The following is an 18084-nucleotide window of genomic DNA, read 5'->3' as shown; positions in this document are numbered from 1 at the left end:
TTTTATGCTTTCGGCCCGGGAAGGGGCAGTAGCCGGTACTCTCTTAACGAACGGTACTCGGGGTCATTACCCGGCGGGCACCGATGTAGTGGCTCTGCCAGTATTCGTTGCTCAGGGCACTGATTTGAATATCTTTGCCGGTGCGGGGGGACTGAATAAATTTCCCGTCACCCAGGTAGACTCCCACATGGTCAGCTTTTTCACGGCCATGAATATGGAAGAAGACCAGGTCACCTTTTTCCAGCTGATTACGTTTAACCGGTGCGGCATCACGCAGGTGGAACATTTCGTTAGCGGTGCGCGGAATTCTGTAATTCACCAGATCTTTATAGGCGTAGTAGACAAGCCCGCTGCAATCAAAACCGGTGTAGGGCGAAGAACCTCCCCATTGGTACGGTTTCCCTAATTGGTCCATCAGCTTAATCATCGCGATTTTTCGGGCTTTCTGGTAACGCTGACGGTGTGTACTGCTCATACGTATCGCGGTCAGTTTCTCTGACGGGCGAGCGGTCGATTTACGGGCAAGGGGGCGATGATGTCCGTAAATTTTCTTTTCAGTACGATGATGCTCCGGGGTGCGGTGTTTTTCTTCGCGGGAAGGTCGTTCTTTTAACTTACGGTGGCTGGCTAAGGCTTTTACACGGTGGCTTAGGGGCTGACGTGTTTTATGCCGTGAACTGGTGGCTTTCACCGGTCTGCGCTTTCTGCGCATATCTTCGGTGACATTTTTCCTTGTCGCTTTGTGATGAGAGACATTAATAGCAGAACGTGGCGCGGCTTCCGCGACGTTAAAAAACAGCTGTGCAACAGCAAGAATAAAAAGCGTGATAAGTAAACGCATAGTTGTCAGGTTACAGGTTAAATGTTCCGGTAAAAGAGAACATAATTAAAAAATAACATCTGACCTTTCAGCCAGCCCCAAACGCATTCTAATCCAGATATTTATCAAATGTTAAGGTCTTTTTTTCTGAATCTGTTACGAGAAGTTTTTTGACGAAAAATTGAGCGCAAACAGGTAATTAACGCGTCAGTTTTACCGAATCCAGCCTCTTGTGATGTGATTGTTGTCACAAAACGGTCATTTGACGTGTTGTGCTGAGATGACCGTTTAACGGTTGTCATCATGAAATGTCGTTTTTATTAATTCGCCGTTATCGCTTACAATAGGCAGACATGTCGTTTTGTTGCAAAGGAAGTATGATGAGCACGTTAGAAAAAATTCAGACTCAGATTTCAGAAAACCCTATTCTTCTGTATATGAAAGGTTCACCTAAGCTGCCAAGTTGTGGTTTTTCAGCCCAGGCAGTACAGGCACTTTCTGCGTGTGGTCAGCGTTTTGCTTATGTCGATATCCTGCAAAACCCGGATATTCGCGCAGAACTGCCGAAATACGCTAACTGGCCAACTTTTCCGCAATTATGGGTAGACGGTGAACTGGTGGGGGGATGCGATATCATCATTGAAATGTATCAGCGTGGTGAATTACAGCAGCTGATCAAAGAAACGGCAGAAAAATATCCTGCCGCGGAATAATCTGACGTCCCGTCTTTCTGATGCCCGCGATGACTGCGGGCATTTTTTTTGTCAGTGTATTACCGGAATAAGACGTAACGAAAAAGGTTATACCGGTTCAGGTCCGGTGTCATCCTCTCCCGGGGGCACCGGGAGTGGCCAGCCGCCTAAACGCTTCCAGCGGTTAACCAGTTCACAAAACAGGGTAGCCGTTTGCTGTGTATCGTACAGGGCAGAATGGGCCTGATGGCTATCAAATTCCATTCCTGCAGCCTTACAGGCTTTCGCCAGCACTGTCTGGCCAAGGACCAACCCGCTAAGTGCAGCGGTATCAAAGGTCGCAAAAGGGTGGAAAGGATTCCGTTTCAGATGGCTGCGTTGCGCAGCTGCCATCACAAAACTGTGGTCGAAATTAGCATTATGCGCCACGATAACGGCCCGGGCACAGTCGCTGTCTTTCATACCTTTACGAACCATTTTGAAGATAGCGTGTAACGCATCATGTTCGCTGACGGCATTTCTGTCCGGGTCATCCGGATTGATGCCGGTGAAGGCCAGTGCCTCAGGATTCAGGATGGCACCTTCGAACGGCCTGACATTAAAGTGCAGTGTCTGGTCAGGCTGCAGCCAGCCATCCTCATCCATTTTTACGCTGATAGCAGCAATTTCCAGTAACGCGTCAGTATCGGCGTTAAAACCCGCGGTTTCCACATCAATAACAACAGGAAAGAAACCACGAAAACGTTGGTTCAAAGCATTAGGGGAAGAAGTTTCGGACATCAGGATCTCATCGGACGAAAATTGCAGCGGCTAGTATCGCAAAAAAACGCCTGTGATGCAGCTGCGGCATACAGGCTTTGGCAGGAAAGCCTGCCGGAAAAGGCAGGCCGACGATCAGTGACCCAGCCCCTGACCGGCATGTTTATTCTCAATCAGCTCAATTTTGTAGCCATCCGGGTCTTCGACAAAGGCGATCACGGTGGTACCACCTTTAACCGGGCCGGCTTCCCGTGTCACGTTACCGCCACTCTGGCGAATATTTTCACAGGTTGCGGCAACATCATCCACACCCAGAGCTATATGACCGTAGGCATTACCGTGATCATAGCTTTCAACACCCCAGTTGTAGGTCAGTTCGATGACGGCACCGTCGCTTTCGTCGGTATAGCCCACAAAGGCCAGTGAATATTTATATTCCGTATTCTCACTCTGACGCAGCAGTTTCATGCCTAATACACGGGTATAAAAATCGAGCGAACGTTGCAGGTCGCCGACACGCAGCATGGTATGAAGTAAACGCATATCATCCTCTTAGCATTTTAAAAAGGGCCAGCAGGAGATCGTGCTGGCCTGTCAGTCATTGAGTCAGTGTAACAGGGAAAAGCGTTGGGGTAATCTCAGTTCTGCCGGAGAAACGGGTAATCGGTGTATCCTTCAGCACCCCCGCCGTAAAAACTTTCCGGACGCTGTGGGTTCAGCGGCGCGTTGGTTTCCAGGCGCAGGACCAGGTCCGGGTTTGCAATATAATCCCGTCCGAACGCCACGGCATCAATCAGGCCACGGCCGATTAAATCTTCGGCTTTTTCTTTCGTATAGCCTCCGGCCCCGATGATCACGCCCGGGAAGATTTCACGGACTTTCTCGCGGAATGCGTCAGGATACGAGTCGCCACCGGTCCAGTCCGGTTCAGAAAGATGGAGATAGGCAATCTTTCTGGCGGCCAGTTCTTTGATAACGCTCAGTGCATCCTCTTCTTCGTTCGGGCCATTGGTCAGAGCCTGGAAAGTACCTACCGGGGAGAGGCGGACGCCAATATGCTCAGCCCCGCGAACCTCGATGGTCGCATCTACCACTTCCAGTAATAAACGGGCCCGATTTTCGACGCTGCCGCCGTAGTTATCGGTACGGATATTGGACTCCGGCGATAAAAACTCATGCAGCAGATAACCATGTGCACCGTGGATTTCGACCAGATCAAAACCAGCCGTTGCAGAGTTCACCGCGGCCTGGCGGAAATCATCGATCACCTGCCGGATCTGCGCCTGTGTGATTTCCCGGGGCGGGGTCGTCTCTTCGCGGTAAACCTGGCCCTCAGCATCTTTCAGTGTGGTACGGGTATGGGAAGGCAGCGATGAAGGGGCCAGCGGAGGCTGACCGTCCGGCTGTAAGGACGCATGAGAGATCCGCCCGGTATGCCAGAGTTGTACGGCAATATGGCCACCGGCCTGATGAACGGACCGGGTGATATCACTCCAGGCGGTGATCTGCTCCGGCGTATGCAACCCGGGTGCCCCGGCATACCCTTTGGACTGGAATGAGATCTGTGTTGCTTCGGTGATGATCAGGCCGGCAGTCGCACGCTGCTGATAATACTCCTGCATCAGTGGGGTCGGAATATCGCCGGGTTCAATACTGCGTAAGCGGGTTAACGGTGCCATAAAGATCCGGTTAGGGACAGTAATGCTGCCAAGAGTAAGCGGCTTAAAAAGAACGCTGTCAGTCATAATTTATCTCCGGAGGATCGAGGGGTTATCGTCATGCTCTTACTGCAGGCAAGAGATAAAAATTATTTTTTATTCACCTCAGCAAGAGTAATTAGCGCTCAGCAGGCTGACAAGGTTGCTCATGGAGTAACGCACAAACAGACAACCTGCCGCTATACTCACAGACAGGCTTGCTTTCAGATGAGTTTAAAAAGTGATCAATGCTTTGACTTTATAGTCTCCGCAGAAAAGGGACAACAGACCCGCGACCTGACAGGGAGAACCCCGAACGATGGCTGAACAACTTGAGTTTTTTCCTGTACCGAGTCCCTGCCGTGGCTTATGTCAGGCCGATAAGCGTGGCTATTGCGTGGGCTGCCTGCGCAGCAGGGAAGAGCGTTTCGGGTGGATGTCTTGCACTGATGCTCAGAAACGCAATATCATCCGGTTATGCCAGCAACGTCGTCTGCGCGGGCAAAAATCTTCGGCAGCTCCGGAGGACGAAGCCCCGGGACAACCGTCACTTTTCTGACCCATGCGACGGCGTAACTGATCCAGAAAAGCCAGTCTGAGTGCCCGGATGTGGCGGCGGCTTTTACGGTGACCCGCAACGCCCCTTTTATGCACATACGGGTTATCACTCACCGCCACTGAAACCATCCGTCCGGAGACTTCCGGGGTGATATTTGACCAGCTCCGCATGCGCTTTTCCGTCACGTGTCCGGGAGGACTGCATATAGTAGTTCCACATCCACCAACCGGCGTTCAGGGCAATAGCAAAGATAAATAACGCTGAAAAGTACTTCAGCAGATCCACTTTCACTTTCATGGGGAATTATCTCAGGTTCAGTAGCCCAAAAGAGGAAAAGACACACAGTATAAATACGGAGAAATCCGGCAGCATCGGGTGCCAGAAACGGACGGAATAGATGCGTGATCTGATTAGCGGGTGGATGATCAGCCACACGAAAAAGCCAGCCAGTGCCGATTAAAAGATTGGCGGAAAAAAAGAGAGTCCTCTGCCACCAGTTCAGTGAGTGCGGCAAAGGTGCGGTCCGAATCATAACGGTTTATCCCCGGGGCCTGATCACGGAAATGAAAAATGTGTAAAAAACGCGCTTTTCATCAGGTATTTGTATTTGTTCCCTAAAAAACGCAAAATAGTGCGAGAAAGACGACATTGCTTAGCAAGCTAACTATAAGGAGCTTATATGGAATCTTCGTTGGGCACTGATCTGGCGAGACTGGTTCGTATGTGGCGTGCAGTTATTGATAACAGGCTGAAGCCTCTGGGTCTTACCCAGACGCTGTGGGTCACTTTGCACAATATTCATCAGTTACCGCCGGATCAGTCACAAATCCAGCTGGCCAAAGCGATTGGGATAGAACAGCCGTCACTGGTCAGAACCCTGGATCAACTGGAAAAAAAAGGTCTTATCAGCCGGACTCCCTGTGCAGATGATCGCCGCGCAAAACGTATTACTCTGACAGAGGCTGCCACCCCGATCATTGAACAGCTGGAAAGGGTGATTAACCGCAGTCGCGAAGATATCCTGGATGGAATCTCTGCAGAGGAAATCGATTCAATCGTCAATGTTATCGCCAGACTGGAAAAAAACATTGTCGAACTGCAAGGAAAGGAAGCTTAAGTGGCAGGGTGATTTGCAAATGGCCTGGTGCGAAAAAAAGTAAAAAACCCGTCATCGTGACGGGTTTTTTTAACTACCCCTTGTTGTAAGGGATGCGGTCAGCCTGACTTCCCTGGCACATTCAGGTGCCCGGGAGTGCTTAACGTGGGGAAACGGTGACCTGGCTTCCGTTAGAGACTAAAGCAACACGCATGCCGGCAGAATAACGGCTGGCAGCCTGTTTCTGGACGACCATAATAGTATTGCCGTCATCTTTACGGATTTCCAGTTCAACACCGTTGGACTCATTCAGGTTGCTCTGCACACCTTGTCCGGCCAGCCCGCCAAGGACTGCGCCACCTGCGGTTGCCAGACTACGGCCTGCGCCGCCACCGATAGTATTACCCAGGAAGCCCCCGAGCACAGCACCACCAATCGCGCCCAGCATGCTGTCGTTGTCACCGCCCTGAATTTTGACTGCACGGACAGAAACCAATGTGCCGTAGGATACACTCTGGACCTGTTTAGCTTCGCTGGCGCTATAAACATCACCGGAAAGTGAGTTATCGTTCACGCATCCTGTGAGGACACAGGCGGCTACCGCTAAAGTCGTTAAACGTTTAATCATCTGAAACTCCTTTCAAAAATCAGCGCGATAAGCGCACCCTTTATAACGTTGTTTCTCCAGTATAAAGCAAATTGTGCATACCGAAGTGATTTTTGCAAACTATCAACACGGCATGTTAAGACCGGCAGGCTAAACAATAATTCAATCATCAGGTATTCATTCAGGAGAAATTCAACGATGATCACTCTTTTATTCATAGTATTAGCCGCCAGGATTTGCCAGACTGATAGCTGAATGGTGGAGTGCTGAGTTGAGGTTAAGATGAAGTCAGGACGTTATATCGGAGTCATGTCGGGAACCAGTCTTGATGGTGTGGATGTGGTGCTGGCGGCCATTGATGAGCATATCGTGGCACAGCAAGCCAGCTATTGTCACCCGATGCCACTGGAAATCCGGCAGAAGGTCCTGGATGTTTGTCAGGGTCAGCCCGTGACACTGTCACAATTGGGGCGTCTGGATACCCATCTCGGCCGTCTGTTCAGCGAAGCAATAGAAACACTTATGCAACGGGAATCGCTGAGTGCCGAAGATATCGTCGGCATCGGTTGCCACGGACAAACGGTCTGGCATGAACCGGAAGGGGAAGCACCTTTTAGCATGCAGTTGGGGGATAATAATCAGATAGTCGCTCGTACCGGTATTACGGTCGTTGGCGATTTCCGCCGCCGTGATATGGCGATGGGCGGTCAGGGCGCACCGCTGGTGCCTGCTTTTCACCGTGCTGTGCTTATGCATCCGTTGGAGCGGCGCGTTGTGCTTAATATTGGCGGTATTGCAAATGTTTCCCTGCTGTTTCCTGGCCAGAATATCCGGGGGTTCGACACCGGGCCTGGCAATATCCTGATGGATGCCTGGATTTGGCAACAACGTGAGCAGCGCTTCGATAAAGACGGCCAGTGGGCAAGTCAGGGAAATGTCGTACCGGTATTGCTGAAACAGATGCTGGACGACCCGTGGTTTGCCTTACCGGCCCCGAAAAGTACCGGTCGTGAATATTTTAATTTATCCTGGATTGAAAAGCAGTTGCAGCGCTTCCCGGGCCTCAATGCCTGTGACATTCAGGCCACACTGCTGGAACTGACGGCCTCGACAATCGTGCAGCAGATACAACTCAGTGGCCACTGTGACCGGTTACTGGTGTGCGGCGGAGGCAGCCATAACCGGGCATTGATGCAGCGAATATCGGCTCTGATGCCGGGTACAGAAGTCGGAAAAACGGATGATGCGGGGATCAGCAGTGACGATATGGAAGGACTGGCCTTCGCCTGGCTGGCGTTCCGTACGCTCTCGGGATTACCCGGGAACCTGCCTGCGGTCACGGGGGCCCGTGATTTTACTACCCTGGGGGCCATTTTTCCGGCCAGCCTCCCTGCGGGAAGACATGTTGTAAGCGGTAAAAGATAAAAGGGGACAGTGCTAGCCTGCAGCAACACTGTCGGTGGTGAAGTGCTTTGATGAGTTATAAACAATGACTATCCAACAGGAACCTGTAAAAAATATCGCTGACCTGCGACGGGAATATACCCGTGGCGGCCTCAGACGTAAGGATTTACCCGATGCCCCAATGACGTTGTTCACCCAGTGGCTCAGTCAGGCCTGTGAAGCACAACTGCCGGATCCGACGGCAATGTGTGTCGCGACCGTGGACGAGAAGGGGCAGCCGTATCAGCGTATTGTCTTACTGAAGGAATACGATGATAACAGTATGATCTTTTACACCAACCTCGGCAGCCGGAAGGCGCAGCACCTGAGTCATAACCCGAAAATATCGCTGCACTTTCCCTGGCATACGCTGGAACGTCAGGTGATGGTGCTGGGCGAAGCCGAAAAACTGAGTGCCAAAGAGGTGATTAAATATTTCCATAGCCGTCCGCGTGACAGTCAGATAGGGGCCTGGGTCTCCAGACAGTCCAGCAGGATCTCTGCCCGTGGGGTTCTGGAAGGCAAGTTTCTGGAAATCAGTCAGAAATTTATGCGTGGTGAAGTCCCGCTACCCGATTTCTGGGGAGGATACCGGGTCCGCTTTCATACCATGGAGTTCTGGCAGGGCGGCGAAAAACGTCTGCACGACAGATTCATCTATCAGAAAGAGGGTGACTGCTGGAAAATTGATCGCCTGGCTCCCTGATTTGGTAAAATAAGCTATATCAATACTGGAACAGTTCGCCGCACCGTTTTATTCTATGCATCTGATTTTTTTCCGCGACTGCGCGGAAAGCTGCATTGCAGCAAAGGTGCAGTCTGTTCAATTTGGAGTCGTTGATGACCAGCAGTAACCTGATACAACAATTACAGGAAAGGGGCCTGATCGCCCAGGTAACGGACGAAGAAGCGTTATCAGAGCGACTGGCACAAGGGCCGATTGCGCTGTATTGCGGCTTTGATCCTACCGCAGATAGCTTACATCTGGGCCATCTGGTACCGTTACTTTGCCTGAAACGTTTTCAGGATGCTGGCCACAAGCCAGTGGCATTAGTCGGCGGCGCGACCGGGCTTATCGGGGATCCGAGTTTTAAAGCCAGTGAGCGTAAGCTGAATACTGCCGACACGGTCGGTGAGTGGGTGGAGAAAATCCGTCACCAGGTTGCGCCTTTCCTGAATTTTGATTGCGGTGACAACAGCGCCATTGCCGCGAATAACTACGACTGGTTTGGCGGCATGAATGTGCTGACCTTCCTGCGGGATATCGGTAAGCACTTCTCAGTTAATCAGATGATTAATAAAGAAGCGGTAAAGCAGCGTCTTAACCGTGATGACCAGGGGATTTCTTTCACCGAATTCTCCTACAACCTGCTGCAAGGCTATGATTTTGCCTGCCTGAACGAGCGTCACGAGGTATGTCTGCAGATAGGCGGTTCCGATCAGTGGGGGAATATTACCTCGGGTATCGATCTGACCCGCAGACTGCATCAGAATCAGGTGTTTGGCCTGACGGTTCCGTTGATCACTAAATCGGATGGTACTAAATTCGGTAAAACCGAAGGTGGCGCTGTCTGGCTTGACGCTAAGAAAACCAGCCCGTACAAATTCTACCAGTTCTGGATCAACACAGCAGATGCGGATGTTTATCGTTTCCTGAAATTCTTCACCTTTATGAGCATTGAAGAGATCAACGCCCTGCAGGCGGAAGATGAACAGAGCGGTAAAGCACCGCGTGCACAGTATGTTCTGGCTGAACAGGTGACACGACTGGTTCACGGCGAAGAAGGTCTGAACGCCGCGAAACGTATCACCGCAAGCCTGTTTGCCGGGACCCTGAGTGACCTCAGCGAGGCAGACCTGGAACAACTGGCCCAGGATGGCATGCCAGCCATCACTCTGTCACAGGGCGATGACCTGCAACAGGCGTTGGTTACCGCTGAGCTGGTACCTTCCCGTGGTCAGGCCCGGACACTGATTTCATCGAATGCGGTGGCGATTAACGGCCAGAAGCAAGCCGATGCTGAGTATCGTTTCAGTGAGGACGACAAACTCTTCGGTCGTTATACCGTCCTGCGCCGTGGTAAAAAACATTACTGCCTGATCAACTGGCAATAACACGTTTATGATAAAGGCCGGTTTCCGGCCTTTTTTACATTTCCAATAAGATAAAGACGTCGTCGGATAATGAAAAATATTCTTGCAATACAATCACATGTTGTCTACGGCCATGCGGGAAATGCGGCCGCTGAGTTTCCGATGCGCAGGATGGGCGCTAATGTCTGGCCGTTAAACACGGTACAGTTTTCTAACCATACGCAATACGGTCACTGGACAGGGACGGTCATGCCGGCCTCACATCTGACCGACATTGTGAAAGGTATTGCAGAAATTGATCGCCTGAAAACCTGCGATGCGGTGCTGAGTGGTTACCTCGGTTCCGCAGAACAGGGCGAAAAGATCCTGGAAATTGTCCGTGAAGTTAAAGCAGCCAATCCTCAGGCCTGGTATTTCTGTGATCCGGTGATGGGGCATCCTGAAAAAGGGTGTATCGTCGCGCCGGGCGTCGCCGAATTCCATTGCCGCTACGCACTGCCTGCCAGTGATATTATTGCCCCGAATCTGCTGGAGCTGGAAATGCTCAGTGAGCGTCAGTTGCACACCATTGATGAGTGTATTGATGCCTGTCGTGAGCTGATCTCCCGGGGGCCCCGGGTGGTACTGGTGAAACATTTATCCCGGGCCGGACGTCGCAGTGATCAGTTTGAGATGCTGCTGGTCACTGCCGATGAAGCCTGGCATATCCAGCGTCCGCTGGTGGATTTTGGTGTTCGTCAACCGGTCGGTGTCGGTGACCTGACCAGCGGGCTGTTGCTGGTGGATCTGTTACAGGGTAAATCCTTACCGGATGCCCTTGAACATGTGACGGCAGCGGTCTACGAAGTCATGATCAAAACCCATCAGATGGGCGAATACGAACTGCAGCTGGTGGCCGCGCAGGATCAGATTGCCCGACCTGAGCAGCATTTCCCGGCGGAAAAAATCCGTTAACCGGTACCGCCGGCCGGTCTGTTGCCGGCCGGCGGTCCTTTTGGCCTACCGGTGTTACCCTGTCACGTCAGAGCGCTAACCCCCCCGACACTTCAATGCGTTGTGCATTGATCCAGCCGCTCTCATCACTCAGCACCATGGCGATAGCATCCCCTATATCATCAGGTAAGCCAACGCGCCCCAGCGCAGTTTGCGAGGCAATGGCCGCGTTAACCTGCTGATTATCACGGGTACGTCCGCCACCAAAATCAGTTTCCACCGCGCCCGGAGCCAGTACGTTTACTCTGATACGCCTCCCGCCCAGTTCTTTAGCCTGATAACGGGTGAGGACTTCCATTGCACCTTTGACTGCCGCATAAGTCGCCGATCCCGGGAAAGTGACGCGTGTCAGGCCACTGGAAATATTCAAAATACGACCGCCGTCCCGGAGTAATGGCAGTAATTTCTGTGTGAGGAAATACGGACCTTTAAGGTGGACATTGACCAGTGCATCGAAGTCCTCTTCCCGCGTTTCAGAAAATAACTGATAGTGACCATGTCCGGCATTATTGATCAACATATCGAAATCCTGACGTTGCCAGACTTGCTGTAACACCGTGCGAAGTTGCTCAGTAAACCGGTCAAATTGTGCAGTCATCCCTACGTCCAGAGGCAAGGCGACAGCATTAACGCCAAGGTCACGGATCTCTCTGACAACGGCTTCTGCTTCTTCGGCATGCGAGCGGTAGGTCAGGACAATCCCGATGCCACGGGCGGCAAGTTTCAGTGCTCCGTTTTTACCCAGGCCACGATTGCCCCCGGTGATGACTGCGATACTGTTTTTCATCATTTTTCTCCGCCGATAAAAGGATTAACGGAATCCATCATATTGATCGCCAGCGATGTGATAAAGTTGGCAAAACAGATATCACTGTTTCAATATCAACAACAATCGGCAGGGTTATGGATAAAATACAGGCAATGCAGGTATTTGTCCGCGTTGCGGAAGCAAACAGTTTTACGGTGGCCGCGGACAGTCTGGGGATACCGAAGGGCAGTGTTTCCAGGCAGATACAGGCACTGGAAAAAAATACCGGCACCCGTTTGTTACAGCGCACGACACGGCGTGTCTGCCTGACGCGGGACGGGGAACTCTATTACCACCGCTGCCTTGAACTACTGGGTATGCTGGAGGATATGGACACACTGTTCCGGCAGGAACCGTCCACACTGAACGGAACGGTGAGGGCTGATATGTCGGTGGCGCTGGCGACCGGATTTGTGCTCCCCCGGTTACCTGAATTTCTGCAGCGCTACCCCGGGTTGCGGGTTGAACTGAGCAGCAGTGACAGCCAGGCCGATTTGATCCGTGACGGACTTGACTGTGTGGTCAGGGCAGGAGAACTGGCAGATTCAGGGATGATGGTACGTCATATCGGGTATCATCGAATGGTTAACTGTGCCAGCCCTGATTACCTTGCCCGCTTTGGGTTGCCTTTGTCACCGCAAGCCCTGTCACAGCATACGATGGTGCATTACACACAATACCTGGGTAAACCACCGTCAGGATTTGAATATTACGACGGCAAAAAAAGCCATTATTTCCCGGTCCCGGGAGCACTCACAGTAAACAGTACCGAAACTTACCGCGCAGCCTGTATTGCCGGCCTGGGGATCATTCAGGTACCGGCAGGCAGTGTAAAGGCATTACTGGCTCAGGGAGCATTACTGGAAGTGCTCGCAGACTATCCGGCCAGACCTATGCCTGTGTCGCTGCTGTATCCCTATCGCCGGAATGTTCCACCGCGGGTGCAGGTATTTATGGACTGGCTGAGCGGTATTTTACAGGAATATACGGACTGACTGCTCACCAGGGCCGCAGTCAATGGTGTACCGGGTTGAGAGTGGTCAAAAGGCTGTGTATTGCGTGAATACCGTGGCCGGTAAGAGATACCCGACAAATGGCAGGGCAAACATCAGGCCAGGATCACCGGGGAAATCCCCTGTAAACGGATAAAAAAAAGCCAGTCAGCAATGCTGACTGGCCTGGCAGGATCCGGACGGGTTTAGTCGCGGATCATTTTATTCAGCAGCGGGGCTGAAATCAGCATAATCACAGCAATCACTAAGGTATAAATCCCGATCTCTTTAAAGACGTGGCTGTATACACTCAGGGACATCAGTGGATCAGTCACATCTTCAGGCACAGCCATCAGACCAGCGACTTTACCTGAAATCACCGCGGCACAGGCCGTCGTCAGGAACCATGAACCCATGATGAAGCCCATCAGACGCTGAGGAACCAGCTGAGCGACCATGGCCAGACCCAGGCCTGAAATCATCAGTTCACCGACGCTCTGCAATGCGTAGCTGAGGATCAGCCAGTTTACAGAAACAATCCCTTGCTGAGTCGCATACTGTGCACCCAGTGGCAGTACCAGGAAGGCCGCAGAACACAGGAACATACCGATAGCAAATTTCAGCGGCATCGGCAGGCTGTTACCCAGTTTATTGTAAGCTGCTGCCAGAAGCGGGCTGGCAACCATGATCCAGAACGGGTTCAGTGCCTGGAACTGTTCCGGCTCAAAATGGATACCCATAATTTCATGCTGGACGTTACGGATAGCAAAGAAGTTCAGTGATGTTGGCATTTGCATATACAGGACAAAGAAGACAATGGCTTCCAGCATCATGATAAATGCAACGATCATTTTACGACGAGCAGCACCTTTCAGAGCAAACGTTTCTTTCGCAAAGACCAGCAGAATACCGATAGCAATGACCAGAAGTGCCATACGGGCAATGCTCTGGTGATGCAGCAGCATAGTGGCAACAGCAACCAGCACGACCACGCTGACCAGGGTCGCAACCAGCTTACCGAAATGCAGAGGCGCGAAGTCCGGTGCAGAACCATAATTCTTCACCAGGGACTTCATGCTAAGGAAGTTAATCAGGGTGATCGCCAGTCCCACTACAGACAGAGAGAACGCAACGCTCCAGCCGTATTTCGTCGCCAGCCAGGGGGTCAGCATCATTGAGAACAGTGAACCGATGTTAATGGACATATAGAACATCGTGAACGCACCGTCGAGGCGGGAGTCGCCTTTCTCATAGCAGGTTGACAGCAGAGAAGACGGGTTGGCTTTAAACAGTCCGCTACCGACGGCAATGGTCGCCATGCCGACATAAACCATTGCGACATTGTGGCCGGAGAAGGTAATAAAGGCATAACCCAGAGCCAGTACAATCACCCCGAGGGTGATCACGCGTTTGGTCCCGAGGACTTTATCCCCCAGCCATCCACCGATAGCCACCATGCCATAAACCATGGCACTGAACGAAGAGAACAGGGTGATGGAATCAGCTTCTGACATCCCCAGTTGTTTGACCAGGTATACAGCCAGGATAGCCTGTAGCCCGTAAAATCCGAAACGTTCCCACAATTCAATGGAGAAAATCAGGTAGAACGCTTTCGGTTGCCTGAATGCGTTCAGGCTGACGGATTCATTATGTTTGTTTGCAGCAGACACTTTAACCTCGGTGTGTTTTAACCCTGTTTAACGTCAGGAATTAAGTGCTTTTCATGCGTAACTTTTCACATGATTTTGTTATGTATTGAATAGCCTGAGTCAGAAAGTGACAATAAATCAGGCAGAGCAGGAGTATGGTGAAATAGCATACAGACTACGTTGCGTAGATTTTAAAGTTGTTAACCCGGCGATCAATGTTATTAAATATTGGAAAATCGTGAATTTTCCTAAAAAGAGAATAATAAATTCCCCCGCATAATGCAAAATAATGTTTCTGTGGTATTGATCCCGCAGGCGAACGGATAAGCAGAAGTAAAAGTTATCAAAACACCCATAAGCAATATCTGTTGCTATAGAGGGCGATAAATCCGGATTATCAGGCTGTTAGGCTTTTTCAGAAACGTGATACTAACCGGATAAATAGTAGCCCGGGGAAGGGCTTTTGCTGACGGGAATAAGAGGAAGCCAATAAACTGATGTCCGGAAGAGTTTCTCAGCCCTGATGTATGACAGAGCTGAGGCTCTCCCGGACCCCGGGGTTATTCGGTCTTTTCGCGATATTCACATAAATCTTCGATAAGGCAGGAACCACACCGGGGCTTACGGGCAATACAGGTATAACGGCCATGAAGGATCAGCCAGTGGTGGCAGTCGACCTTGAATTCTGCGGGAACAACTTTCAGCAGTTTTGCTTCCACCTGGTCTACATTTTTACCTGGTGCAAACCCCGTACGGTTGGATACCCGAAAAATATGGGTATCTACAGCGATAGTAGGCCAGCCAAATGCGGTATTCAGTACCACGTTGGCGGTTTTACGTCCGACGCCCGGCAGTGCTTCCAGCGCTTCGCGGTTTTCCGGGACCTGTCCCTGATGTTTTTCTGTCAGTATCTGACAGGTTTTAATCACATTGGCTGCTTTGGTATTAAACAGGCCGATGGTCTTAATGGCTTCACGGACACCTTCAACCCCCAGTTCCAGCATTTTCTGCGGGGTCGGGGCCGCAGCAAATAATCCGACAGTCGCCTTATTAACACTCACATCAGTGGCTTGTGCCGAAAGTAAAACCGCAATCAGTAATTCGAACGGGGAGGTAAAATTAAGCTCCGTGGTCGGGTGAGGGTTGTTATCCCGCAACCGGCTGAGTATCTGATAACGTTTCTCTTTATTCACTACACTTTCCCTGCAGATACCTGAGCTGCTGTCACTGTCTGTCCGGTTACTGTCACGGCAGCCTGTTCAGCTTTACGCTCTGCACGCTGACGGGTACGTTGATCTATCAGGTATTTCGCGGCCAGTAACATGCCCAGACCGATAAACGCGCCAGGAGGCAGCATCGCCAGTAACATCGGGGAATCGAAGTGAAACACCTGAACGCGTAGCACTTTTGCCCACGGGCCAAGCAACTGGTCGGCACCATTAAAGATAGTCCCGTTACCGATAATTTCCCTCAGTGAACCCAGCGTAACCATCGCGCAGGTGGCACCCATGCCGATAGAAAAACCGTCCAGTGCTGACAACGCAACATTTGATTTTGACGCGACGGCTTCGGCGCGACCGACCACAATACAGTTGGTGACAATAAGAGGAATAAATATCCCTAATGACTGGTACAGACTATGCGCATAGGCACTGATCAGCATCTGCACGCAACTGACGACAGAGGCGATAATCATTACGTAAATCGGAATACGGATTTCTGAAGGCATCCAGCGGCGTGATAACGAGATAGCGCTATTGGTAATGGTCAGCACCAGTGTGGTTGCCAGCCCGAGTCCCAGGGCATTGGTCGCTGTTGATGTTACTGCCAGTAACGGGCATAGCCCCAGTAACTGCACCAGAGCCGAGTTGTTTTTCCAGAGGCCTCCGACCAGTAGTTTTTTAGCTTCACTCATGGGTTTTCTCCACAATCAGGCAGTGATGAAAGTTGTGATGGCAATGTTTCAATATACAGGGTAGTGCGTTTTGTCGCATTCACCACCGCACGGGGTGTGATGGTCGCCCCGGTAAACTGGTCAAAATCACCCCCGTCTTTCTTCACCGCAAAATGTTTATCATCAGCACCGTGCAGAACCACACCGGAGAAGTGGGTGATCCAGTCAGAAATACGTAGCTCAATTTTATCACCCAGGCCCGGCGTTTCATGTTGTTCGGTGACCCTCACCCCCAGAACTTTACCGTTAAAATCGGCACCGACCAGCATCTGGATATTACCGGAATAGCCATCCGGGGCTGTGGTTTCCAGTGCTACGGCAACGGGCTTTCCGTCCTTACGGGCCACATAGAGGTGGTGGGGATCCATATTTCCCAGCGCCTGATTGCGTACGATGTAGCACTCCTGCTGTAATTTATTGTTATACAGTGAAGGAGGAACCACCTGATCGAGCAAGGTCTTTTGTTCCAGCGCCATCTGATGCTCAACCGTTGGTTTGGTCACCAGGTTAATGACTGCCGTCATCCCGGTGGTGACCGCAGCAAAGACGGCCAGAGTAATGCCATTTTTCCGGATAGTATCGAGCATCGGTTATTCCTTACGATGGCCATACACCCGTGGCTGAGTGTAATAATCAATTAACGGGACACAGATATTTGCCAGTAACACGGCGAAAGCCACACCATCGGGATAGCCGCCAAAGCTGCGGATAAGCCAGGTCAGTAACCCGATCAGCGCACCGTAAATCAGGCGGCCTTTATCCGTTGTGGAGGCCGAAATCGGGTCGGTTGCAATAAAAAAAGCACACAGCATAGTGCCACCGGAAAACAGGTGCATCATCGGTGAGGCAAGATGGCCTGGTGAGAACCACCAGCCAAGGGTGGCACAAACAGCCAGCGAGGCCAGAAAACTCACCGGGATATGCCAGCGGATAGTCCGGTTGGCCAGCATAAACAGCCCGCCTGCCAGGAACGCTACATTTACCCACTGCCAGCCGAGGCCAGCCAGGATGCCTTTAAACGCAGGTTCAGACAATAACTGTGCCGCGGTATGCCCGGCACGCAGTCCGGTTTTAAAACCATCCAGAGGTGTGGCCTGGCTGATACCGTCTACCCCAAGCTGCAGGGCCTGCATTGACAGACCGCCGGTAGTATGGGCGGTGAAGATCATACTGAGACAGTCAATAAAACCGGGTCGTACCGATTGCAGTGTCTCCGGGGGAAGCCAGCTGGTCATTTGCACCGGGAATGAGATAAGCAACACCACATAACCGACCATGGCCGGGTTAAACGGGTTCTGACCCAGTCCGCCATACAACTGTTTCGCGATAATAATAGCGAAGGTGGTACCAATGACGATCAGCCACCAGGGGGCCAGCGGAGGTAAACTCACACCGAGTAGCAGGGCGGTTAACAACGCTGAGTTATCAGAAAGTACCGGCAGCACCGGCTGACGGCGTAAGCGCAGGACGAGGCCTTCTGCCACCCAGGCGGTGATAGCCGCCAGAGCGACCTGAATCAGGTTACCGTAGCCAAAATAATACCATTGGGTCATCAGGCCCGGCACGGCAGCCAGCAATACCAGTGTCATTATCCGGTTAGTGCTGCGCCGGTTGTGAGTATAAGGGGAACTTGCGATACGAAAAGCCATTTAATCCTCGGTGGTCGAATTCTGCAACACAGGCGTCGCGGGCTGTTGATTTTCAGAACCGGAGGTTCCGGCGGCGGCTTGTGTGGCCTTTTTTGCTTTGGCGCGGGCAATGGCAGCGGCGACAGCGGCTTTACGCGGGTCTTCAGCAGCGGTTTCGGCAGCCGGTGCAGCCGTCACCGGCTCAGCGGCGGTATCCGCAGCCTGGGCGGCTTTCTTCGCTTTAGCGCGGGCAATAGCAGCGGCGACAGCGGCTTTACGCGGGTCTTCAGCAC

19 protein-coding genes and 2 pseudogenes are annotated in these 18084 nt (G+C 51.7%); 8 read left to right on the top strand and 13 right to left on the bottom strand.

Going from position 1 to position 18084, the window contains the following annotated elements; translation table 11 throughout:
- Positions 1–43: 43 nt before the first annotated feature.
- Positions 44–841 (bottom strand): C40 family peptidase, encoded by a 798-nt coding sequence (locus GTPT_RS11475; protein ID WP_025901933.1) that lies wholly within the window; start codon positions 839–841, stop codon positions 44–46.
- 356 nt (positions 842–1197) lie between these two features.
- Here GTPT_RS11475 and GTPT_RS11470 point away from each other — a divergent pair, with 356 nt between their 5' ends.
- The gene (locus GTPT_RS11470) at positions 1198–1533 is read left to right on the top strand and encodes a Grx4 family monothiol glutaredoxin (protein WP_071780090.1); all 336 of its coding nucleotides are present in this window, start codon (positions 1198–1200) and stop codon (positions 1531–1533) included.
- Positions 1534–1620: 87 nt separating this feature from the next.
- Here GTPT_RS11470 and rnt read toward each other — a convergent pair whose 3' ends face one another.
- The 3 genes from rnt to nemA form a co-directional block, all read right to left on the bottom strand.
- Entirely contained in the window at positions 1621–2292 is a 672-nt protein-coding gene (gene rnt, locus GTPT_RS11465; RefSeq protein ID WP_025901936.1) for a ribonuclease T, read from the bottom strand.
- A gap of 114 nt (positions 2293–2406) precedes the next feature.
- Complete coding sequence (gloA, locus tag GTPT_RS11460) at positions 2407–2814, bottom strand: lactoylglutathione lyase (RefSeq protein WP_025901937.1); 408 nt, start codon at positions 2812–2814, stop codon at positions 2407–2409.
- 95 nt (positions 2815–2909) lie between these two features.
- Complete coding sequence (gene nemA / locus GTPT_RS11455; protein ID WP_029989568.1) at positions 2910–4016, bottom strand: alkene reductase; 1107 nt, start codon at positions 4014–4016, stop codon at positions 2910–2912.
- Between the two features lie 271 nt (positions 4017–4287).
- On the opposite strand from nemA, the gene GTPT_RS11445 reads away from it, so the two are divergent.
- Positions 4288–4527: a DUF1289 domain-containing protein gene (locus GTPT_RS11445; protein ID WP_025901939.1), complete on the top strand. Its 240-nt coding sequence runs from the start codon at positions 4288–4290 to the stop codon at positions 4525–4527.
- A gap of 92 nt (positions 4528–4619) precedes the next feature.
- Here GTPT_RS11445 and GTPT_RS11440 read toward each other — a convergent pair.
- Positions 4620–4824, bottom strand: a pseudogene (locus GTPT_RS11440) (HlyD family secretion protein); the annotation flags it as partial.
- Positions 4825–5206: 382 nt separating this feature from the next.
- On the opposite strand from GTPT_RS11440, the gene slyA reads away from it, so the two are divergent.
- Positions 5207–5644: a transcriptional regulator SlyA gene (gene slyA, locus GTPT_RS11435; protein ID WP_025901941.1), complete on the top strand. Its 438-nt coding sequence runs from the start codon at positions 5207–5209 to the stop codon at positions 5642–5644.
- Between the two features lie 139 nt (positions 5645–5783).
- On the opposite strand, the gene GTPT_RS11430 is transcribed toward slyA, so the two are convergent.
- A complete protein-coding gene (locus GTPT_RS11430) occupies positions 5784–6251 on the bottom strand; it encodes an outer membrane lipoprotein (RefSeq protein ID WP_025901942.1) in 468 nt (155 codons plus the stop codon).
- Between the two features lie 261 nt (positions 6252–6512).
- Here GTPT_RS11430 and anmK point away from each other — a divergent pair, with 261 nt between their 5' ends.
- The 4 genes from anmK to pdxY all read left to right on the top strand — a co-directional run bounded on the left by anmK (position 6513) and on the right by pdxY (position 10721).
- A complete protein-coding gene (anmK, locus tag GTPT_RS11420; RefSeq protein WP_025901944.1) occupies positions 6513–7655 on the top strand; it encodes an anhydro-N-acetylmuramic acid kinase in 1143 nt (380 codons plus the stop codon).
- A gap of 64 nt (positions 7656–7719) precedes the next feature.
- On the top strand, positions 7720–8379 hold the full coding sequence (pdxH, locus tag GTPT_RS11415) for a pyridoxamine 5'-phosphate oxidase (protein WP_025901945.1): 660 nt from the start codon (positions 7720–7722) through the stop codon (positions 8377–8379).
- A gap of 134 nt (positions 8380–8513) precedes the next feature.
- On the top strand, positions 8514–9788 hold the full coding sequence (tyrS, locus tag GTPT_RS11410) for a tyrosine--tRNA ligase (RefSeq protein WP_029989572.1): 1275 nt from the start codon (positions 8514–8516) through the stop codon (positions 9786–9788).
- 69 nt (positions 9789–9857) lie between these two features.
- The gene (gene pdxY, locus GTPT_RS11405) at positions 9858–10721 is read left to right on the top strand and encodes a pyridoxal kinase PdxY (RefSeq protein WP_029989573.1); all 864 of its coding nucleotides are present in this window, start codon (positions 9858–9860) and stop codon (positions 10719–10721) included.
- Positions 10722–10788: 67 nt separating this feature from the next.
- Here the strand turns inward: pdxY and GTPT_RS11400 are convergent, their stop codons facing one another.
- Positions 10789–11547 (bottom strand): SDR family NAD(P)-dependent oxidoreductase, encoded by a 759-nt coding sequence (locus GTPT_RS11400; RefSeq protein ID WP_025901948.1) that lies wholly within the window; start codon positions 11545–11547, stop codon positions 10789–10791.
- Positions 11548–11663: 116 nt separating this feature from the next.
- On the opposite strand from GTPT_RS11400, the gene GTPT_RS11395 reads away from it, so the two are divergent.
- Positions 11664–12563 (top strand): LysR family transcriptional regulator, encoded by a 900-nt coding sequence (locus GTPT_RS11395; RefSeq protein WP_025901949.1) that lies wholly within the window; start codon positions 11664–11666, stop codon positions 12561–12563.
- Positions 12564–12766: 203 nt separating this feature from the next.
- On the opposite strand, the gene dtpA is transcribed toward GTPT_RS11395, so the two are convergent.
- The 6 genes and pseudogenes from dtpA to GTPT_RS11365 all read right to left on the bottom strand — a co-directional run.
- Positions 12767–14230, bottom strand: a complete 1464-nt coding sequence (gene dtpA, locus GTPT_RS11390) for a dipeptide/tripeptide permease DtpA (RefSeq protein ID WP_029989575.1) — start codon at positions 14228–14230, stop codon at positions 12767–12769.
- A 539-nt stretch (positions 14231–14769) separates the two neighbouring features.
- Positions 14770–15402, bottom strand: a complete 633-nt coding sequence (nth, locus tag GTPT_RS11385) for an endonuclease III (protein WP_025901950.1) — start codon at positions 15400–15402, stop codon at positions 14770–14772.
- Positions 15402–16124, bottom strand: coding sequence for an electron transport complex subunit E (locus GTPT_RS11380; RefSeq protein ID WP_025901951.1), 723 nt, complete (start codon positions 16122–16124; stop codon positions 15402–15404). Before GTPT_RS11380 ends, nth begins: the two co-directional genes overlap by 1 nt.
- A complete protein-coding gene (rsxG, locus tag GTPT_RS11375; protein WP_029989578.1) occupies positions 16121–16750 on the bottom strand; it encodes an electron transport complex subunit RsxG in 630 nt (209 codons plus the stop codon). The genes GTPT_RS11380 and rsxG overlap by 4 nt, the downstream gene beginning before the upstream one ends.
- Positions 16751–16753: 3 nt before the next feature.
- A complete protein-coding gene (rsxD, locus tag GTPT_RS11370; protein ID WP_025901953.1) occupies positions 16754–17812 on the bottom strand; it encodes an electron transport complex subunit RsxD in 1059 nt (352 codons plus the stop codon).
- Positions 17813–18084: pseudogene (locus tag GTPT_RS11365) on the bottom strand (electron transport complex subunit RsxC); the annotation flags it as partial. It lies immediately after the preceding gene.

Origin of the sequence: Tatumella ptyseos ATCC 33301 (assembly GCF_000735525.1) — a bacterium.
Classification (GTDB): domain Bacteria; phylum Pseudomonadota; class Gammaproteobacteria; order Enterobacterales; family Enterobacteriaceae; genus Tatumella; species Tatumella ptyseos.
The sequence above is the reverse complement of the archived record's forward strand: the minus strand, read 5'-3'. Positions and strand labels throughout refer to the sequence as shown.

What these genes read in the sequence shown, in the direction of transcription:
- nemA (WP_029989568.1), bottom strand. Translation starts at nt 4,016, where the DNA reads ATGACTGACAGCGTTCTTTTTAAGCCGCTTACTCTTGGCAGCATTACT.
- GTPT_RS11430 (WP_025901942.1), bottom strand. Translation starts at nt 6,251, where the DNA reads ATGATTAAACGTTTAACGACTTTAGCGGTAGCCGCCTGTGTCCTCACA.
- pdxY (WP_029989573.1), top strand. Translation starts at nt 9,858, where the DNA reads ATGAAAAATATTCTTGCAATACAATCACATGTTGTCTACGGCCATGCG.
- GTPT_RS11395 (WP_025901949.1), top strand. Translation starts at nt 11,664, where the DNA reads ATGGATAAAATACAGGCAATGCAGGTATTTGTCCGCGTTGCGGAAGCA.
- GTPT_RS11400 (WP_025901948.1), bottom strand. Translation starts at nt 11,547, where the DNA reads ATGAAAAACAGTATCGCAGTCATCACCGGGGGCAATCGTGGCCTGGGT.
- rsxG (WP_029989578.1), bottom strand. Translation starts at nt 16,750, where the DNA reads ATGCTCGATACTATCCGGAAAAATGGCATTACTCTGGCCGTCTTTGCT.
- rsxD (WP_025901953.1), bottom strand. Translation starts at nt 17,812, where the DNA reads ATGGCTTTTCGTATCGCAAGTTCCCCTTATACTCACAACCGGCGCAGC.
- tyrS (WP_029989572.1), top strand. Translation starts at nt 8,514, where the DNA reads ATGACCAGCAGTAACCTGATACAACAATTACAGGAAAGGGGCCTGATC.
- gloA (WP_025901937.1), bottom strand. Translation starts at nt 2,814, where the DNA reads ATGCGTTTACTTCATACCATGCTGCGTGTCGGCGACCTGCAACGTTCG.
- pdxH (WP_025901945.1), top strand. Translation starts at nt 7,720, where the DNA reads ATGACTATCCAACAGGAACCTGTAAAAAATATCGCTGACCTGCGACGG.
- GTPT_RS11445 (WP_025901939.1), top strand. Translation starts at nt 4,288, where the DNA reads ATGGCTGAACAACTTGAGTTTTTTCCTGTACCGAGTCCCTGCCGTGGC.
- rnt (WP_025901936.1), bottom strand. Translation starts at nt 2,292, where the DNA reads ATGTCCGAAACTTCTTCCCCTAATGCTTTGAACCAACGTTTTCGTGGT.
- GTPT_RS11380 (WP_025901951.1), bottom strand. Translation starts at nt 16,124, where the DNA reads ATGAGTGAAGCTAAAAAACTACTGGTCGGAGGCCTCTGGAAAAACAAC.
- slyA (WP_025901941.1), top strand. Translation starts at nt 5,207, where the DNA reads ATGGAATCTTCGTTGGGCACTGATCTGGCGAGACTGGTTCGTATGTGG.
- anmK (WP_025901944.1), top strand. Translation starts at nt 6,513, where the DNA reads ATGAAGTCAGGACGTTATATCGGAGTCATGTCGGGAACCAGTCTTGAT.
- GTPT_RS11470 (WP_071780090.1), top strand. Translation starts at nt 1,198, where the DNA reads ATGATGAGCACGTTAGAAAAAATTCAGACTCAGATTTCAGAAAACCCT.
- GTPT_RS11475 (WP_025901933.1), bottom strand. Translation starts at nt 841, where the DNA reads ATGCGTTTACTTATCACGCTTTTTATTCTTGCTGTTGCACAGCTGTTT.